The sequence below is a fragment of the Actinoplanes sp. NPDC051475 genome, from assembly GCF_040689425.1.
Lineage (GTDB): Bacteria > Actinomycetota > Actinomycetes > Mycobacteriales > Micromonosporaceae > Actinoplanes.
This window is the reverse complement of sequence record NZ_JBFAZZ010000022.1, coordinates 88,684-105,137: the sequence shown is the minus strand read 5'-3', so window position 1 is coordinate 105,137 and position 16,454 is coordinate 88,684. Positions and strand designations below refer to the sequence as shown.

Below are 16,454 nucleotides of genomic sequence, written 5' to 3'. Positions count from 1 at the left end.
GGAGGCGAAATGTGCGGAATCGTAGGCTGGGTAGATTTCACCCGCGATCTGCAACTTCAGCAGGACACCATCGATGCCATGACGGACACGATGCAGTTGCGTGGCCCGGACGACGGCGGCACCTGGAGCGGCCCTCACGCAGCACTCGGTCATCGCAGACTGGCCATCATCGACATCGAGGGCGGCAAGCAGCCGTTCGTCGATAGTCACGGGCCGCACCGCGAGCCCGTGGTGTTGGTCTACAGCGGCGAGGTGTACAACTTCCGCGAGCTGCGTGACGCCCTTGCCGTTCGAGGACACCGCTTCACCACCAGGTCCGACACCGAAGTCGTGATGCGCGCCTACCAAGAGTGGGGCGCCGACTGCGTCGACCACCTCAACGGCATGTTCGCCTTCGCCATTTGGGACGCCGCGCGTGAGGAACTCCTGCTGGTACGCGACCGGATCGGCGTCAAACCCCTCTACTACTATCCGTATCCCGGTGGAGTCTTATTCGCCTCTGAGCCGAAGGGCATCCTGGCGAACCCCCTATTCACCCCGAAAGTCACCGAGGAGTCTCTACCCGTTCTCCTCAACGCACGCCTGGCAATGCCGGGAGAAACGCCCCTAAGCGGTTTGCGCCAAGTGAAGCCAGGCCATGTCGTGCGGGTGGACCGACGCGGCTGCTACGAATACCCCTACTGGCGCCTCGTGAGTCGCGAGCACACCGAAAGCCTCGACTCCACCGTCGCCACAGTACGTGAGCTGCTCGAGGACATCGTCGAACGTCAGCTCGTCGCTGACGTGCCCTTATCCTCGATGCTGTCCGGTGGGCTGGACTCCACTACCACGTCCGCGCTTGCCGCGCGCAGCCTGCACCGCCGCGGCGAGCAGCCACTGACCACCTTCTGCGTCGACTTCGTCGGCGACGAGGAACACTTCCGGCCCACCCAATTGCGTCCCGAACGAGACGCCCCCTACGCGCGACTGGCGGCGAAGCACATCGGCAGCGACCACCACGAGATCATCCTCAACACCGCCGAGATCCTCGACGCCCTACCAGCCGCTCGCCGCGCCCGCGACCTGCCTTCACTGGGCCAATTCGACACGTCCATGTACCTGCTGTTCGCCGCCATGCGGCAGCGCTCCACCGTGGCACTGTCCGCGGAAGCCGCCGACGAAATATTCGGCGGCTACCCCTGGTATCACGATCCCAAAATGGTGTGGCGCGACCGTTTCCCCTGGATAGGCGACGCCCCACGGCTAGCCGACTGCCTGGCACCGGACGTCCACGCCAGAGTCCGTCCCGCCGAGGTTGAAGCCGATCGCTACAGCACCCTGCGCGCGCAAGTCCCCCGCTTACCCGGGGAGACGGGCCTAAACGCCCGCATGCGCGAAGTTCTCTACTTCAACCTCCTCGGCCCGCTTGCCTACCTGCTCGATCGCAAGGACCGCATGAGCATGGCAGTCGGCCTCGAGGTACGAGTACCGTTCTGTGACCACCGCTTGGTCGAATACGTCTGGAACGTCCCGTGGTCCATGAAGGTCGCCGACGGGCACTGGAAGACGCTACTACGGCTGGCCGCGAAAGACCTCGTGCCGGCGGAGACGCTGCAACGGCCCAAGAGCGGCTATCCCGGCACGCATGACCCGAAGTACGAAGCGGAGGTCATGGCCACGGTCACACACATCCTGGCAGATCCCGATTCGCCCCTGCACGGCCTCTTCGACGAACAGCGCATCAAGGACACCATCTCATCCGGCAACGCCACCATGACATGGCTGAACGCCTCTCACCTGCTCCTGCCCATCGTCGAGATCGATGCGTGGATGCGGGAGTACGGCGTGACACTCGTCTGACAGACGGCAACCTGGCGGATGCCCCATATCCCCTGCCCGAGTGGAAGTGGGGCATCCGATGGTTCGAGCCATTGCCTTAGGGGCAAGCTAGCGACCGTGTTCGAAGGATTCGCGCTAGACCACGTAGACGTCGGCGAGGTCGTCCTCCGCGTTCGCCACGGCGGCGCCGGAACACCCGTCCTGCTGCTGCACGGACACCCTCGCACGCATGTCACTTGGCACCGCCTGGCGCCCTTACTCGCCGAGCGGCATACGGTGGTCTGCCCGGATCTGCGCGGCTACGGCCAGTCCTCGAAACCGCCGACCACCCACGATCACCGGACCTACTCCAAACGCGCCATGGCCGAGGACGCTGTACGCTTGATGCGCTCCCTTGGCCATGATCGGTTCGCCGTCGTCGGTCACGACCGCGGCGGTTACGTCGCCTATCGAGCCGCTCTCGACCACCCCGACGTCGTCAGCCACCTCGCCGTCCTGGACATCGTGCCCCTCGGCGAAGCGCTGGCACGCTGCGACGCCCGTTTCGCTAGTAGCTGGTGGCATTGGTTCTTCCTCGGACAGGAAGGCACAGAACCCGAGCGGGTCATCAATCTCGATCCCGAAACTTGGTACGGCGCCAAGGGCGACAACGACCGCGACACTATGGGCAACGACGCATGGCAGGACTACCGGAACGCGATCGGCGACCCTGCCACAGTGCACGCCATGTGCGAAGACTACCGCGCCGGGCTGACCATCGACCGGGCACACGACGACGCCGACCGGCACGCTGGCCGGCGCATCAATTGTCCGGTACTAGCCCTGTGGGCTACCAAGGACAACCTACCGGAGCTCTACGGCGACGTGCTGTCCGTATGGCGTGGCTGGGCCGACAACGTGACCGGCAAACCGCTGGAGTCCGGCCACCACCTAGCCGAAGAGGCACCTGCCCAACTCGCCAATGAACTGCTGCAGTTCTTCGCCTCGGGACGCCCTTCCTCCTAAGAGGCGCCCATCACGATCTTGGGGTGTTCAGGCGGGCTCAGAGTGAACGATGAGATTCGCCGGAGCCAAGCCGACGTCGGTAGACCTATGGAAACGCTGGGCCGGCATCGGTACAGTCCTGCGGCACGGGCTGACTCCGGGGAACACCGAGGTCTATCGGCAAGTCGGAATCAGGTTCATCTACACGCCAGAACTCCGTCTGGTACAGCAGATGCCATGCCCTCAGTGTGTCCGAGGGGGGACTTGAACCCCCACGCGTCGCAATCTGCCCCCATCTAGGGATGGGGTATTCGAGTGCACTTGATGATCTGTTTCGTCGCATCGGTGCGAGCCTCTCGGGCTGTTGACCTGGGAGGGTGGCCGCTGTGGTGAGGGCGCTGCCGCTTCCGCCGCTGGTACCGCGGATGCAAGAAGGAGATCGGCAGGGCCAGCGCAGAACCCCGGTCCCCCGTGCTCCAGTCAGGCGCAAACCCTTGCCGCTGCCCGAGGCGCCGCCGCCTGCAAGGCGCGACGGCGTGACCTTCGGACTGTGCCAGCTGGACCACCGAGGCCGCATCTCGGATGGGCAGCTGATGGCAACCCTCGGCTGGGAGCCCGGGCAACGGGTCCGGTTCACGGTTGCTCACGGGGTCATCGTGGTGGCCGCCGACGATGAGCACGGTGCTCAAACAGTCGGCCGGCGACGCGCTCTACGACTGCCCTCCAGGATCCGCCTCGCGGCGGGCATCCAGGGCCAGGAGCGGGTGCTGCTGGCCGCTCTCGTCGTCGCACAGCGATTGATCGTGCACCCGATCGCGCTGCTGGACAGGTGGGCGGCACCTGTACACACGGCCGTAGTGGAGGGCGAGCTGTGACCGTCCAGGCCACACCGGAGGTGGTCGCCGCGGCGCGGATACTGCTGGACCAGATGGGAATACGCCCCGAGGACCTTCTGAAGCAGGCCGTCGTCGGCAAGCCGGTACCGACGTTCGCCGAATACGTTCCTGTGGTGACCGCCGCAGTAGCGGCGGGCTCACGGCGCACCTACGGAAGCTACTGGTGCAAGGTTGTCGAACGCTGGGGTGATCGCCGCCTGAACGAGGTGACACCGACCGAGGTCGAAACGCTGATGCGCCAGCTCCAGGAAAGCGCGGTGCGGCGCAGCAACTTCCGCGGAGGCAGCAGCACCGGCGAGCATCTGATTGCCGCGTTGCGGTGTCTGTATCGACGAGCGGCTGCCGATGGGCTGATTGCGGAGGCGAATGATCCGTCGCGGATGGTGGCCAAGCCACGCCGGCCGGCCAGCACCCGCAGCGCTCTGCCGGACGAGCGTCTCGGTGAACTACTGGCTGCTGCGAGCACGTCCGGCGACGATCCGGAGTTGGACGCTCTGATCCTGCGGTTCCACATCGAGACCGCGTGCCGCCGTGGCGGACTGCTACGGCTCCGACCGATGGACCTGGACGTGCAGCAGTGCCTGGTCATGCTGCGGGAGAAAGGCGAATCGTTTCGCTGGCAGCCGGTGTCGCCGACCCTGATGGACTTCCTGCAGCACCACGCGAAGCAGCGTGGCGCGACGCCTGACCAGACGCTGCTGCGGTACCGGAACGGCAAGCCAGTCGGCCGCCGTCGGTACGACGGGTTGTTCACACGGCTGGGCCTGTTGTTGCCGTGGGTTGCCGCGCAACAGATCTCGGCGCACTGGTTACGGCATACGACGTTGACCTGGGTGGAACGGGTCTACGGCTATGGCGTAGCCCTCGCGTATGCAGGTCATGCCGAATCGCCGAGCGAAGCCGGCACCACCGCCCGATACGTCAAGGCCACCCAGCAAGAGGTCGCCACCGCTCTGGCCGGCCTTACCGGCGAGCGGCATCCGCTCGCCTTGCCGGACGCTGCGGATCTGGTTGCCTGATATTCGCTGCGGCACGGCGCGTTGAAGGCATTGGATCAGCGGTTGTCAGGCGAGACGTGATGGTCTTGGAGAACTTCGGGAAGGGTCCAAAGAAGACGCGCAAGAAGGCGATGCGCGATGGTTCGGCGTTGATTGTCGGTTCAGGTGAGGCTGCTTGATGTCGGACCCTCAGACTTAACAGCCGCCGGGCGAGTGGGTGCCCCATTGGGCAGTCAGTGGTAACGGCGGGCCAGTTGTTGTCGATCCCACACGGGGTCACGGCTACTCACGCGCCGCTCCGCTAAAGTCCGCCGGATAAGTAATTGCTTTTCCACACGTTCAGTTCCGTCAAGGAGGAATGGGTATGGCTGGCGATCGGGTGCCGCAGCGAGCGCGGGATCGGGTTTGCTTGCGGTGCGGTCGTTTGGATCAATTAATCACTGTGGCGACTGCCGTACGCAACGGTCGTTCTGCCGGCGTGGTGCGTTGCAGTGTGACCGGTCGGTTCGGGTATGCCGTTCCCGTTGAGGCGAGCGTGGTGCATACAAGTGCGCTGTCTCGCGCCCTGGCTGCACCGGCACGGCCGCGCACCGCGACGGCCCCTGCCATCGCCTTCGGTGTCTCGGGTCTGCTGGCGTTATGGAATCTTCAGGTTGCGGCGTTGAATCCGGTTGACGGCACGGCTTGGTTCGGGGTGGTGTCCTTCGCCGTCATGGCGCTGGGAAGCGGATGGGTGTTATGGGCACGGCACCGCCACATTCAGACAATGACTCCGGTAGTCGATGAGGCGATCAAATTGTGGAGACGGTCGTGGTACTGCCGGCGGTGCGGTGTCGTCAGCGTCTACGCGCTTAGCGGCCCGACAGTGACGGGCGTGAACGGATTCGCTGCCACGCTGGTTCACTTGGCCAGCCGACGGCGCCAGGCGAAGTCCCAGGCGGTACGACGGCCGGCCAGTGGCGCCACGTAGCACTTTTCCTATGCGCGTGAGGAAGACTTCACCGTCAAGGCCAAGCTCCCGGTAGAGAAGATCCCGCGCGGACGGACGAAAACAAGCGGGCCACGAAGTCGTGCGACCAGCGAGGAAGACCCCGCGCGTGTGGAGACGACTCGCTATGCCGATTAGGCCCCCGTCCTACGACGGAAGACCCCCGCGCGGGCGGGGACGACTCGCACGGGCTCACCGACGGCGACACCGTCCGGGGAAGACCCCCGCGCGTGCGGGGGACGACGGCCTGACTGATTCTGACGGCTTGGAGTGGCCCCGCCTGGACGTCCGGATCGGGCCACGGGTGACCGTCAGAACCACCTGACCGACGCAGCCTCGGCCGTCTCCGCCGGAAGACCCCCGCGCGTGCGGGGACGACCCCCGGGAGCGCCCGGACGCCTCGGACCTGACGGGAAGACCCCCGCGCGTCCGCGGGGACGACCGGACGTGGGACGCGATGACTGGCCCCGACATGGGAAGGCCCCCGCGCGTGCGGGGACGACAACGTGCCACCACCGTAGAAGTCGCCGTTGTCGGGGAGACCCCCGCGCGTGCGGGGACGACGACACCCCATCGTCGGCGATCAACCGGTGGGCGGGAAGACCCCGCGCGTGTGGGGACGACGTTCTCCGGGCCCATGCGGTACCCCGGCGATCGGGAAGACCCCCGCGCGTGCGGGACGACTCAGGCCCAGGCATGATCCTCTCCCTTTCCCGGGGACGACATCCGCCTCCACTCGACCATCGCAGCCCGGACCGGAGAACCCCCGCGCGTGCGGGGGACGACAAGGAGTGGCACACCCGGTCCTGCCCGGCCATGGGAAGACCCCCGCGTGCGGGGACGACTACGGCCGGCACCGCTCGCATTCCTGCGTCTCGGGAAGACCCCCGCGCGTGCGGGGACGACCACGGCAGCGGTCGCGCCGTGGACTGGATGGGCGGAGGACCCCCGCGCGTACGGGGACGACGACGTGGTGCCGGCCGGCAAGGTGTTGCAGGCGGGAAGACCCCGCGCGTGCGGGGACGACACCTTCCCGCCGGGCACTACCAAGTGTGGACCCTGAAGACCCCGCGCGTGCCGGGACGACAGCTTCTGGTACCGCGTGGCCATGAGGGACCTTGGAAGACCCCCGCGCGTGCGGGGACGACGCCAGGTCCAGCAGCAGCGAACCGGCCGGCCCCGGAAGACCCCCCGCGCGTGCGGGGACGACAAGGCCTTGACGGCCCTGAAGGCGTGGCACCGCGAAGACCCCCGCGCGTGCGGGGACGACCCCCGGTGAGCGCGTCACCGAACTGCGTCCAGGGGAAGACCCCGCGCGTGCGGGGACGACGAGGCGTCACGGTCGCCGGAGTAGAACAGGTCCGGAAGACCCCCGCGCGTGCGGGGACAGGGTGTGCTGGGCGGGTCAGCTGGCGCTGCTGGCGGGAAGACCCCCGCGCGTGCGGGACGACATCGAATCACCGAGCGGCATGATCCGGTACGTCGGAAGACCCCCGCGCGTGCGGGGACGACCGGCACCGTAGTCGGTGGCCCCGGAGAACTCGGGAAGACCCCCGCGCGTGCGGGGACGACGCCCTGAAAGTGGCGTGGGGCCTGCCTGCCCTGGGAAGACCCCCGCGCGTGCGGGGACGACGCCGCGCGACGGTATGAAGCACCCGGCGTCGGGGGAAGACCCCCGCGCGTGCGGGGACGACGTCCGGGACCAGCCCGGCCAGGATCCCCCGTGAGGAAGACCCCCGCGCGTGCGGGGACGACTCGTCATCACCATCGGCAAGCGCCTTAGCCAGGGGAAGACCCCCGCGCGTGCGGGGACGACTTCTGCCCGGACGACGGCTCCGTGAGCCAGTACGGAAGACCCCCGCGCGTGCGGGGACGACAGCGTCGGGGCCTCCTCCGTGTAGGAGTAATACGGAAGACCCCCGCGCGTGCGGGGACGACAGCGTCGGGGCCTCCTCCGTGTAGGAGTAATACGGAAGACCCCCGCGCGTGCGGGGACGACTCAACCAGGAAACCGAAACCCTCGAAGCTGGCGGGAAGACCCCCGCGCGTGCGGGGACGACGTGTTCTCCGGGCTGTAGTCGCGGCTCTGGTTGGGAAGACCCCCGCGCGTGCGGGGACGACGTTGCCCTGGTCGCTGGGCTGGGTCACTTCTTCGGAAGACCCCCGCGCGTGCGGGGACGACGCTTGGTGACCAGCGGCTTCATCGGCGGGGACGGGCTGAGAGGATTAGTCCGTCGAGGTCTATGGGTTGCCAGCGGTCATGGCCAGCGGTGCGCAGCGCCCAACCCTGCTCGTTGCGGGCAGGCTCTGCCATGATCACCTGTCCGTCGCCGACGCGCTCACTGAGCAGTGCCCAAACGCGTTCGCGTACCCGTGTGCTGGGGTTGCCGATGAAGACTCCGGCGGCGACTTCGATCATCCACCGGGTGAGGTGTCCGCGTAGCCCTTCGGCGGTCGCGATGAGGACAATGACGGTCACCAGTCGACCTGCAGTGACTCGTCCACGTCCGGTCCGGTCACGGCGACAAAAGCGTCGTCGGTGAGGGTTTCGGCATGGTGTGTTGCCCAGTTGACGCCGCCTGGCACGTTGCCGGCGATGTCGTCCCATAGCTCGTTGTTGTCGGTGTCGGAAAGCGCTTCGGTGGTGTCGGTAAGCAGGGCGGTGATATCACGGACCACGGTGGTCAAGAGTTTCCCATCGGTGATGAGGTTGCGGAAGCCGGTGCGGGCGTCGCGCTCCGTGGTGTGGCCGTCGGCTGTGAGTTCGAAGGCGAGGGGGATGGCGTAAGTGGCTTTGTAGAGATCGGCGATGTCCAGGACGAATGAGGTGGCGCCGCCGGTGTGGACGAATCCGAGGCCCGGGCTGGCGCCGATGCCGACGATGGCTGCGTGGCAGAGGGCGTAGAGGCAGCTGTGGGCCGCGGACAGCAGGCGGTTGACGTCGTCTCCGGCGTCGAAGGGTTGGCCGGGTTTGTAGACGCGGCCGTTCCAGGGCACGCCAGTGCGTGTGCTGTGGTGTCGGTAAACCTTTTTGACCCGTGCGCCTTCGCGTCCGCGGAGTTGTTGCATGGTCATGGTGGTGACGTCTTCGCCGGGGAAACGCATGGCGTACATGCGTCGAGCGACTGCCAGGCGGTGGGTGGGGCGGGTGACGAGGTACGCCTGTCGGTTAAGCAGTTGAGCGCCGCGGCTGGGTCCGAGCCCGGCGGCGTAAAACCTCACGCCCTGTTCTCCGACCCAGCACACGGCGGTGCCGGAGTTCGCCAGCAGGGCGATCGCGGAGGATGTGATGCGGGTTCCGGGACCGAGCAGGATGGTGGCAATCATGGCGGCGGGGATGCGAGTGGTGCGTTCCCGATTGACCAGGACGATGGCGTTGTCGGCTCGGTCGACGTGGCTCTTCTCGACGTACACGCTCGAGATGCGGTTGCTGATGCGGTGCAGGTCTTGCGGGTTCGCGAGCCACCACATCAGTGGGGCTCCGCGGTGGTGGGCGGGGCGAGGGTGATGAGGCCGAGCCCGTAGGCTTTGCCGGCGCCGACTCCCTCGAGCAGGCTTCTCTGGGCACGGTCTGGGTCGTCGATGGCAACGACCGCGTCGAACGTGCCGGTTTGCAGGGTGACGGTGCGGCCGGTCGTGTCGTCGGCGTGTTTGGTGAATTGCAAGCGTTCACGGGCCGTCAGCTGTACTGCGGGGACGTCGTCGACCTGCTGCAGGGTGAAGCCCCATTTCTCGATGCGTTGCGTGAACCAGGTGAGTTGGTGCGCGGCGGTGCGGTGTGGCACACGGATGCCGCGTGGGCGCGGGTGGGTGGTGAGGTGTTCCTTCTGCGCCGGTGAAGGTGCGGTAGGGCTCTTCGTGGCGGTGACGGTGTTGGCTCTGAGGCGCATCGCGAACTGGCGGCCCCGCATGATCTGGTCGAGCAGCGCCTCGTAGGGACGTATGAGCGCTTGCGGGTCGTCGGATTCGGGCCAGCCGCCTTGTTCGATGAGGTGCTCCCAGGACGGGTGGGAGTCGGTCAGGGCAAGCACAGTCGCTCGGTGCTTGTTGTCGGTGTCGAGGCGCCACAGGACGCGTTCGGTGACCGGCTGGCGGCTGATGCCGCCGAGGATTGCGGCGTGCAGCGCTTGCGGGCTGCGGAGGAACTGTTGGGTCTTGGTGCGAAGGGGGTTGAGGTAGATGCGGGACAGGTAGGGCATGGTCACCATCCCAGGAGGGCGACCGGGTCGTGTTCGGCGGGTGCCGTGGGTTCGTCACCGGCGAGTCCGGTGGGGACGTCGCGGGCCCAGAGGTGGTGCACACGGCGGGTGGTGAATCGGCGCTGGTGCGGGCCGAAGCTGAGCGGGACGTCGGCGCGCAGGTCGAAACCCTCGTTCGCATCATTTGCCGTGGGTGGGCCCGCGTCGATGGTCATGGGCAGGTCAATGCTGCCCGGTGTCGGCTGCCGTCGGCGTTTCGCGTCTTGTTGCAGGCGAGAGCGGGCGGCGTCGGAGCCCTGCCAGGGCAAGCCCGCCAACACGTCGCCGATCTCACCGCGCCACCGCCCGCCGCCGGCGTCCGCCGTTGGAGGCGGGGTGAGCAGCAGTGGTTGTGTCGGTGGGCAGCAGCGGCGGCCGAGTGCGAGCGGGAACGCCGGCCGGTGCAGGGCGTCGACGAGGGCTTGCAGCAGATCTGATCGCCGGCCACCACGGGGTCGTCGCGGGCAAGGGAGCCTATCGCCGGGTCCCGGGGCAGTTCCTCCGTGATCGACGACTTCGCACACCAGGGTGCCACGATCAGGCGCAGCTCGAGGCAGCCGCTGCCGCCGCCGTGGCGTACGGCATTGGTGAGCAGTTCATGTACGGCCAGGACGAAGTCGTCGGCGGCGGTGCCGGACAGCCCCGGCCATGGCGAGCCGGGCGGCGACCGCGTGCCGCAGCGCGGTCACCGTGTCGGCGCTGAACTGCTGCTGCAGCAGCACAGTCGGCCAGGTGGGGGCCGGCCTGGGTCCGCCGGGCCGGCGTCGCTGGGCCGGGCGCCGTCGGTCATGACCGGCACGCTACGGCTCACAGCAAGATCCGCGACCCTTGCACAACGGCAAGTAGCCGCAGTTCAGCGCGACGCTACGAGCGCTCGACGCCCGGCTGGTACGTCAATGGCGGGGGTGGGGGCGGGGGCCGGGGTACCTGCCCTAGCCTTAGGTGGCTTCTTTCGCCCGCGGTTGCAGATCGGCCCTACCGCGCCAGCTTCGGCCGGGACCACGCCTCAACACCCGCGTGCGACCCGACAATGATCTCGTACCACCGCCGTCATTTGTCCTCACTGGCCGACCGACACACCATGGCTGGAGCTGATGCTGCTCGGCCCCAACATGGCGTGCAGGGACGGCAGGGAAAGGGAGTAGGCCATGGTTGATCGGCTGATACCAAGGACGAGTACCACGGAGACGAAGGAGAACCGTTCACATCCGGCTCCAAGCTTCTCTACGTCGTCATGACGAGGGCAAGGCAACAGGCCCACATCATCGTTCCCGCATCACCGCATCCTCTATGGCGCCCACTTATCGAGCGGTGCAGAGTCGCGTCGGCAGAACCAGCTTCGCGATCTTGAACTGTCGGTCGGTCCAAGGCGCGATGCCACGGCGCGGGCCGACACAACTTCGGAAACTGGTGCCCCGTCATCCCGGCTGGCTTCGCTTTCGTCGCCGGTCGAGCACGACGGTCGGCACGAAATCGGGCATGATGGCACCCCAGTGCTTCCCGCCGCCCAGCGCGCCGAGGGCGGAGTCGAACCCGCCGCGCGAGTCTGGTCGAACGGCTGCATCCTGCCGAACGCCGTCACCGCGCTGAGGTTCATCGCGATCAGCGAGTGCAGGATCTTGAACTTGCCGTCGCCGGCGTCGTTCGCGGAGGTGACCGCGAGCTGGACAGTCCGGCTGGGGGCGCTCTGCCACGCCGGTGCGAGTTCGGCTCTGGCGGGCGGGGTCGGTGAGCACGATGACGGTTCCGCAGCCGCTGAACGAGACGCTCAGCATGGTCGACTCGTGGAACGGGGCGGCCGAGGGGAAGTCGGTGTAGTCGAGGCGGAAGTCGTCGAACGTGAAGACGTAGTCGATGCGCCAACCCTCGCTTGCCACGGACGGCTATGAGCCCGCGCCCTGTGCGACGGGTTGGCCTTCTAGCCCTGCCAGTATCGGGGACGGCTTGAATCCCTTGACGATCAGGTAGATGCCGAAGGACAGCTCCCAGATGAACTCCGGAATCGTCGCGATTCCCTGCAGTGCCGATCCGCGCTCGGTGATGTTGAACATGACGGCGATTCCAGAGGCGGCGACCAGCGGGCCTCCGATGAGACCCAGCATCGCCATGCCTCGTGGCACCAAGCCGGACCGAAACATCAGGTAGCCCAGGATCATTCCGTTCGCGACGCCGGCGAAGAAGCCCGGCCCGATCAGGAACGCCCGGTCGTAGATCGCGACGAAGGTCTCGCCGAAAGCGGCGTCTGTGCCGGCTGTGCCTTCCTGGCGCATGAACAGGAACGTGAGAAGGCTGAGGATTCCGATGGCGATGAACATGGCTTCAACGAGGCGGGCTGCGACGTATCCCAGAGCGAGGCCTTCGCTGTAGCGCTTGAAGAGCGCGTACGGCACGACCGCTGTGCCGACGTTGGCGATGATGAGGATGAGTTCGAGGACTGCGCCCAAGGCCACGCTGGCGGTGGGGTCGGCGCCGGCGCCGGTTATCAGAGCGGGGTTGTCTCGCACCGGGGCGTAGAGGATGAAGTACGCGGGAATCGAGGTGACGAAGGTGACCACCATCAACCAGCCCGTCAGGGTTGCGATCTTCCTCGTGTCCATCAGACGAACTTCCGTTCCTGGTAGGTGGATGGGGCGTGGGCCGTGGCCGGGAGCGTGTCCAGCGGCTCCCGGCGGTGCTTGCCACCCCGGGCTGTTTGCTGGGCACGGGCCTGCTCGTGCGACGGGCCGGGTCGGACGGTCGTCGTGGGTGGACTGCACGGCCAGGGACGCGACGACGTAGGTGCGCACCACGGGTGTGAGCGTGCGCCGCCAGTGATCGAGGATGAGGGTGAGGACTTGACGGCAGGCACTGGAACGGGGTCAGCCGGGCAACGCAGGGATGCTGTCCCCTCTCACCGGCTTAGCGGGCCTGCGCTGCGGACCGATGAGACGACGTCGAGGATTGCGTGACTGGTGGCGGCGGCGTGTTCTTCGTTCGAGATCAGCGAGTCGTGGGTGGCGCCGGCGATGATGCGGTGCACGCTGTTGGTCGACAAGGTGGCCAGGTCGTTCTGCGCCGCTGAGTGGGTGGCATCGCTTCCGCTGCCGGCTGTCAGGACGACCAACGGTTTGTCGGCGAAGGTTCCTAGAGTTGCTGCTTGCTGCGTCGAGGCGTTCGCTTGGACGTACTCGTCGATGGTGCTGCGAACATGGCTGGCGGTCGCGTTGCTGGTGCGTGCCTCGTCGCGGGATCGCGGCGGGAGGCTGCCGTGTTCGAGCCGTCCGTACAGGCGGCTCAGACCCAGTCGCGCCGAGGCCGACACCAGTGCGGAGACACGACCCATGACGTCGTAGGAGCCTCCGTCGTACGGCGATGCCGTCGTCGGTCTCGCCGCCGACGCGGGCGCGGTGGAGTCCACCAATACCATGCCGGCGACCTCGTCGGGGTAGCGGGCGGCGAAGGTGAGCACGTAGAGGCCGCCGAAGGAATGGCCCGCCAGCACGTATGGTCCGGGAACGTGTGCGCGCTGCAGCAGCGTGTGCAGGTCGGTCGCTATCTGCGCGCCGTTCTGGTCGGTGTCGGCGGGCTGGCTCCACCCGCGACCGGCACGGTCGTAGACGCAGACGCGGGTGTCGCGGGCTATCGCCGGCGCGATCCACCCGAGGTTCGACGACATCTCGCCGGCGCCCGGTTCGAGCACGACTGTGGGACTGCCGGCGCCGGTGCAGTGCAGGTGAAGCTTGTGTCCGCCCACGTCGATCAACTGACCGGGCATCGGGTAGCCCCTGGCGTCCGCTGTCTCCCGCAGGGTCTCGTAGCCGCCACTGATCGAGGCGACCGCCAACAGGGTGATCACCGGGTAGAGCGGCCAGCGTCGGCTCCGGCTACGCAGCTGACGATGGGCGCGGATGATCATCCAGATCGCCAAGGCCAGCATGGTGGGGGGCCACACCCAGCTGAGTGCCTCGCGCGCCGGGGAGCCGAACACCACCAGGAGAAGACCTCCCAGTCCCATGAGCAGTGCGGGGGTCGCGGCCCATCGCTGTGGCTGATCGGTGAACCGCATCGAGAGTACGGTCAGCATCGTCCAGCCCAGCGCGAATCCGCATAGGACTGCGCCGGTGAGCTCACTCTCCTCTGCCGGGATGAACGGGGCGGCGGCGAGAAGTAGGGCAGCGAGCACTCCGGTGGCCAACGAGCCGGCCACGATCCAACCGATGTAGCCCCTGCGCTTGGGGCCGGGGCCGGGTGAAGGGCCCTGGCCGTCGTCGTGAGGGGTAGGCGTGGGGCTGGGGGCGGGGGTGGTAGTCACGATGGCTTCCATTCCTGCACAGCTGATGTCGCGCGAGACGCTCAGGGTCGGCGCGCAGTGTGGTGGCAGGCGGCTGACACGCTCATCTTGTTGGTGCCACCGCGATGACGATCTTTCCTCGGGCCTGTCCGGCTTCCAGGTGACGCATCGCGTCGGGTGCCTGGTCCAGCGGGTAGGTCTTGTCGATCGTCGGGGTGAGGTCGCCGGCTTCGATGAGGCGGGCGAGGCGCTCGAGGTCCGGGTAGTGCTCTTTCGGGGTCTTCATGATGAGCCGCTGACCAACGAATGGTGAGAGGGCAACGGCGTGCAGCTGGCGGCCCATGCCTCCGGTCCAGCGGTCGCCCCCTTCGCCGCCGACCATGACGAGCGTTCCGGACGGGGTCAGCGCGCGGCGCAGCCGGGACAGCGGGGAGTTGCCTCCGATGTCCAGGATCAGGTCGTAGCGCTGGGCTCCGAGCGCGAAGTCGTCGCGGGTGTAGTCGATGACGTGGTCCGCGCCGATCGTTCGGACGAGGTCGACCTTCGCGGTGCTGCACACACCGGTGACCTGCGCTCCGCATGCCTTGGCGATCTGTACGGCGTACGTGCCGACGCCTCCAGACGCGCCCACGATCAGCACGTGGTGGCCCGCTTCGACGCGCCCGACGTCGAGAACACTCTGCAGGGCGGTGAGTCCGGAGATCGCCACGACCGCGGCCTGGTCGAAGGTGAGGTTCGCGGGCTTGCGGGCGAGTTTGTCCTCGCGGGCGCAGGCATACTCGGCGAACGAGCCCTTGCTGATGCCGAAGACGTCGTCACCGATGTGCAGTCTGGTGACGTCTGCACCTACCGCCGCCACCGTGCCGGCGACGTCGAGTCCGAGGACCGGGTTCCTGGGTCTGCGCAGGCCGGGGCCCATGAGTCGGAACAGGTAGGGCATGCCGGCCATGAAGTGCCAGGTGCCCCGGTCCAGGCCGGCGGCGTGGACGTGGACCAGTACCTCGTTGGCTCCGATCGTCGGTCGGTCGATGTCCTCGATGCGCAGCACGTTGGCGGAGCCGTATTCGTCCTGCACGATCGCCCGCATCCGCATCCGCTGCCGTGCGGGTGCCGCGGGGGTGGCGGCTGTGCCGTCTGTGGAGGGTGCCGCCGTCCGGCCGCTGGTGCGTCGTGTTGCCTTCATGGTCGTCCCTTTCTGGCGGAGGCCGCGGTGCAAGAGGCGTGCAGCGAGTGTCCTGTCATCTGGTTGGACTGGGCCCCGCCGCGAGGACCGGGGTGGTCCGAGGCGCGGCCGGTCGTCATCTGCACCTAGCCCGGCGCTCCATCTCAACCAGGTGCGCAGCGATGATGGCCGGAAGGCGCTGGGGGCCGTCACGGTGCTCAGCTCCTCGGCCCAGCGGTGGCGGCCCGGTGCGGGGTGGCGGTGCCCGCGGACGGCGTTCGTGCGCCGTCGGTGCTGGACGGCACCGGGTCGCGGACAGGACGCGCAAGGATGGTCACGCCGAGGGCGGCCACCCACAGTCCCCAGCCGGTGCTGCCGAGCAGCCCGGCCAGGTCCCAGACCGGCAAGCCGGGTACGGCGGTGGCGAGGATGTCGCCCTGGTTGAGCAGATAGAGCGCGCTGACGACGAGTCCTGTGACGCCGAGCGCGCGAGGCAGCACCCGGGTGCGCAGGATCATCACGCAGACGGTGACCGACCAGGCGACCACGAGCAGTTGGCCCAGGTGTTCGCCGAGCAACGCACCCCCGAATTGGTGTTGGGCGGTCCACGCCGCGTCGGCCGCGGCCCTGGTGGTGGCGTCGCCGGTGACGTAGGACCGGGCCAGCGGCGGAACGACGAACACCCAGCGCAGGAACCCGACCAGCGAGAGCACCACCGACGTGGCGCCGACGTAGGTGGCCACCCGCAACGCCGCATCGTCACGGCGCCCGAGTGCCGCGGGCAGCAACAGGATCGGGACCATGAGGATCGCGTACGTCCAGGCGGTGGCGAACCAGATCCATACCAGAGCCGGACCGCCCGCGACGAAGGCGGGCAGCACCACGCTGCCCGGCTCCCGCAGGATGTCCGGCCAGTCGAACGTCGAGGACAGGATCGTCGCCGCCGCGGCGAACGCGACGGCTCCCAGCAGGAACAGTCCTCCGGTCGTCCGTCGAAGGCCAGCGCTCACGTCTGCGGCTGTTAATGTCATGTCGGCCCCTCTGGACGCCGTACAGGATCTGGACTCCGTACAGATATTGCACGCCGTACAGAGAAACCG

Annotated in this window: 13 protein-coding genes and 1 CRISPR repeat array; of the genes, 4 read left to right on the top strand and 9 right to left on the bottom strand. The window is 67.6% G+C overall.

Annotation, left to right across the window (positions count from 1 at the left end; genetic code table 11):
- Nucleotides 1-9 precede the first annotated feature (9 nt).
- The 4 genes from asnB (at nucleotide 10) to AB0368_RS33875 (ending at nucleotide 4,717) form a co-directional block, all read left to right on the top strand.
- On the top strand, nucleotides 10-1,839 hold the full coding sequence (asnB, locus tag AB0368_RS33890; RefSeq protein WP_366158100.1) for an asparagine synthase (glutamine-hydrolyzing): 1,830 nt from the start codon (nucleotides 10-12) through the stop codon (nucleotides 1,837-1,839).
- Nucleotides 1,840-1,935: 96 nt separating this feature from the next.
- The gene (locus AB0368_RS33885; protein WP_366158099.1) at nucleotides 1,936-2,823 is read left to right on the top strand and encodes an alpha/beta hydrolase; all 888 of its coding nucleotides are present in this window, start codon (nucleotides 1,936-1,938) and stop codon (nucleotides 2,821-2,823) included.
- A 515-nt stretch (nucleotides 2,824-3,338) separates the two neighbouring features.
- The gene (locus tag AB0368_RS33880; protein ID WP_366158098.1) at nucleotides 3,339-3,677 is read left to right on the top strand and encodes a hypothetical protein; all 339 of its coding nucleotides are present in this window, start codon (nucleotides 3,339-3,341) and stop codon (nucleotides 3,675-3,677) included.
- A complete protein-coding gene (locus AB0368_RS33875) occupies nucleotides 3,674-4,717 on the top strand; it encodes a site-specific integrase (RefSeq protein ID WP_366158097.1) in 1,044 nt (347 codons plus the stop codon). The genes AB0368_RS33880 and AB0368_RS33875 overlap by 4 nt, the downstream gene beginning before the upstream one ends.
- A gap of 1,722 nt (nucleotides 4,718-6,439) precedes the next feature.
- Nucleotides 6,440-7,866: a CRISPR direct-repeat array (repeat unit 21 nt; unit sequence CCCCGCGCGTGCGGGGACGAC).
- 18 nt (nucleotides 7,867-7,884) lie between these two features.
- On the opposite strand, the gene cas2e is transcribed toward AB0368_RS33875, so the two are convergent.
- The 9 genes from cas2e to AB0368_RS33830 form a co-directional block, all read right to left on the bottom strand.
- Nucleotides 7,885-8,163 (bottom strand): type I-E CRISPR-associated endoribonuclease Cas2e, encoded by a 279-nt coding sequence (cas2e, locus tag AB0368_RS33870; protein ID WP_366158096.1) that lies wholly within the window; start codon nucleotides 8,161-8,163, stop codon nucleotides 7,885-7,887.
- Entirely contained in the window at nucleotides 8,160-9,155 is a 996-nt protein-coding gene (gene cas1e, locus AB0368_RS33865; protein ID WP_366158095.1) for a type I-E CRISPR-associated endonuclease Cas1e, read from the bottom strand. The genes cas2e and cas1e overlap by 4 nt, the downstream gene beginning before the upstream one ends.
- The gene (gene cas6e / locus AB0368_RS33860) at nucleotides 9,155-9,883 is read right to left on the bottom strand and encodes a type I-E CRISPR-associated protein Cas6/Cse3/CasE (protein ID WP_366158094.1); all 729 of its coding nucleotides are present in this window, start codon (nucleotides 9,881-9,883) and stop codon (nucleotides 9,155-9,157) included. Before cas6e ends, cas1e begins: the two co-directional genes overlap by 1 nt.
- Nucleotides 9,884-9,885: 2 nt before the next feature.
- Complete coding sequence (locus AB0368_RS33855) at nucleotides 9,886-10,446, bottom strand: type I-E CRISPR-associated protein Cas5/CasD (protein WP_366158093.1); 561 nt, start codon at nucleotides 10,444-10,446, stop codon at nucleotides 9,886-9,888.
- Nucleotides 10,447-11,340: 894 nt separating this feature from the next.
- On the bottom strand, nucleotides 11,341-11,799 hold the full coding sequence (locus tag AB0368_RS33850) for a hypothetical protein (protein WP_366158092.1): 459 nt from the start codon (nucleotides 11,797-11,799) through the stop codon (nucleotides 11,341-11,343).
- Nucleotides 11,800-11,805: 6 nt separating this feature from the next.
- Nucleotides 11,806-12,519: a DUF4386 domain-containing protein gene (locus AB0368_RS33845; protein WP_366158091.1), complete on the bottom strand. Its 714-nt coding sequence runs from the start codon at nucleotides 12,517-12,519 to the stop codon at nucleotides 11,806-11,808.
- 293 nt (nucleotides 12,520-12,812) lie between these two features.
- Nucleotides 12,813-13,967, bottom strand: coding sequence for an alpha/beta hydrolase (locus AB0368_RS33840; protein WP_366158090.1), 1,155 nt, complete (start codon nucleotides 13,965-13,967; stop codon nucleotides 12,813-12,815).
- 328 nt (nucleotides 13,968-14,295) lie between these two features.
- Nucleotides 14,296-15,279 (bottom strand): NAD(P)-dependent alcohol dehydrogenase, encoded by a 984-nt coding sequence (locus AB0368_RS33835; protein ID WP_366158115.1) that lies wholly within the window; start codon nucleotides 15,277-15,279, stop codon nucleotides 14,296-14,298.
- A gap of 293 nt (nucleotides 15,280-15,572) precedes the next feature.
- On the bottom strand, nucleotides 15,573-16,364 hold the full coding sequence (locus AB0368_RS33830; protein WP_366158114.1) for a DUF4386 domain-containing protein: 792 nt from the start codon (nucleotides 16,362-16,364) through the stop codon (nucleotides 15,573-15,575).
- Between the last annotated feature and the right edge of the window lie 90 nt (nucleotides 16,365-16,454).